The organism is Saccharopolyspora sp., assembly GCF_017434145.1.
GTDB lineage: Bacteria > Actinomycetota > Actinomycetes > Mycobacteriales > Pseudonocardiaceae > Saccharopolyspora_C > Saccharopolyspora_C galaxeae.
The window spans coordinates 1-1,504 of the sequence record NZ_JAFRFW010000148.1 but is presented as its reverse complement, the minus strand read 5'-3'; the positions used below and the strand labels follow the sequence as shown (position 1 = coordinate 1,504).

Below are 1,504 nucleotides of genomic sequence, written 5' to 3'. Positions count from 1 at the left end.
CCGAACGGGCGGTCCGCGGCCAGCAACTCCGGATCGACGTGCCCGTGCGGGCTCAGCAGCGGAAGCTCCCGCACGCTGTCGTAGAGGCGGCGGGCGATGCCGCGCTGCCCGGGATCGGGCGGTAGCAGCCGATCGGGATGCGGCTGCAGGGGCGCGCGACCGCCGTAGCGGGCGGCGAGGTCGGATCCGGTGCTCGAGGTGCTGCCGCCGTCCATGCCGCACAGCTTCGCCGCCGGTCGATCGCCGCGACAACTAGTTGCCAGCAGTTGCCGGGCGGGGCGGCGCGGTGGAACCGCGGGTGACCAAGTGCGCCTCGAACACCATCGACTCCGGTGCGGACAACGGCTTGCCCAGCTGCGCGTCGAGGATGTCCACCGCGTACTTGCCGACCCGCTCGGTCGGCCCGGAGATCGTGGTCAGGGCCGGTGCGATCAGGTCGGCGCCGAAGATGTCGTCGCAGCCGACGAGGCTGAACTCGGCCGGAACCCGCACCCCGGCGGCTTGCAAGCGCTGCAGCGCCCCGATCGCGATGAGGTCGTTGTAGGCCAGCGCAGCGGTCGGGTTCCGCAGCATCAGCGCGTCGGCGGCTTCCTGACCGCCCTGCCGGTTCGGCGCGTACGGCCCGAGGAACTCCGCTTCCACACCCAGCGCACCGGTCTCTTCCTGCACCGCCCGCCAGCGGGCGCTGTTGATCCAGGAGTTGTGCGGCCCCGACAGGTAGGCGATGCGGCGGTGCCCGATGGCGGCGAGGTGGCGAACCGCCTTGCGCATCCCGTCCGCGGTGTCCACGACCAGGCTGGGCACGCCGTCGACGGCCCGGTTGACCATGACCAGCGCCCGGTACCGGGCGAGCCGGCGGATGGCCTCGTCGGAGAGCCTGGAGGTGGCCAGGATGGCGCCGCTGGCGGTCGCCAGCAGTTGCCGCAGGTTGCGCACCTCGACGCGCGGCGACTCGTCGCTGTCGGCCAGCGCGAGCGTGTAGTTGTTCGCCAGCGCCTGCTGCTGGGCCGACTTGATCAGGCTCGCGTAGTACGGGTTGGAGATGTCGGTGACGACCAGGGTCAGCGTCCTGGCCCGGCCCGGCGCTTCGGCGCGCGCCAGCGGGCGCGGGGTGTAGCCGAGCTGCTGCGCGGCGGAGTGCACCTTCTCCCTGGTCGCCGGATTCACCCGGCTCGGGTGGGAGTAGGTGCGGGAGACCGTCGAGGCGGCCAGGCCGCAGTGCTTCGCCACGTCGTAGATCGTCGGCCTGCCCACCTGAGTAGTCCTTTCGGCAGGATTTGCGTGGCGGTGCCGGTTGCTTGCACGGTCGCTGCTCAGCAGCTCCGCCGCTGACGAGGCAAAGATCAAAACCATAGTGCGTGGACCTCGTAGAGTCCCCGAAGCTTGCAGCCTCCCCTGCAACCGTGCGGCAACCGGTTGCCACGCTAATGCCCGAGTTCGGCGCGGAACAGGGTGTGCCCGGCCTACGGAGCCGTCGGTGGTGCGGCCGGTTCGCCCGCGTCCT

Annotated in this window: 1 protein-coding gene and 1 pseudogene; both read right to left on the bottom strand. The window is 71.3% G+C overall.

Translation table 11 applies throughout. The features are described 5' to 3' along the window. A pseudogene (locus IJH84_RS04235) lies at nt 1–215 on the bottom strand (hypothetical protein); the annotation flags it as partial. A 37-nt stretch (nt 216–252) separates the two neighbouring features. Beyond that, nucleotides 253–1,254: a LacI family DNA-binding transcriptional regulator gene (locus IJH84_RS04230; protein ID WP_200070465.1), complete on the bottom strand. Its 1,002-nt coding sequence runs from the start codon at nt 1,252–1,254 to the stop codon at nt 253–255. Nucleotides 1,255–1,504: the final 250 nt, after the last annotated feature.